The 311-nt window shown below is 36.0% G+C and carries 1 protein-coding gene; it reads right to left on the bottom strand.

Annotation, left to right across the window (positions count from 1 at the left end):
- Positions 1-66: 66 nt before the first annotated feature.
- Positions 67-311 (bottom strand): protein-export chaperone SecB (locus tag ACFIKB_RS09585; RefSeq protein WP_375653530.1); only part of this gene is annotated, 245 nt, incomplete at its 5' end.

The following is a 311-nucleotide window of genomic DNA, read 5'->3' as shown; positions in this document are numbered from 1 at the left end:
GCGAAAAAGTTGTAAAAAATAAAGGCCTCGTATATTTCAGGGCCTTTTTTATAATGAAAAACATTTCTAAGAGGGTTGTGCTTGACTCTGATTGTCTTTTTGTTCTTCAGCAATACGTTTTTGAAACAATGCTGCAAAATCAATCGGATCAATCCACAGAGGTGGAAAACCACCATTTTGGGTGGCATCAGAGATGATTTGCCGAGCAAATGGAAATAAAAGGCGTGGACATTCAATAAAAACAAGAGGCATAACATGTTCTTGTGGAATGTTTTGAATATGAAAAACACCACCGTAAATCATTTCTACAT

The organism is Bartonella sp. MR110HLJHH (genome assembly GCF_042194225.1).
Classification (GTDB): domain Bacteria; phylum Pseudomonadota; class Alphaproteobacteria; order Rhizobiales; family Rhizobiaceae; genus Bartonella; species Bartonella grahamii.
The sequence above is the reverse complement of the archived record's forward strand: the minus strand, read 5'-3'. Positions and strand labels throughout refer to the sequence as shown.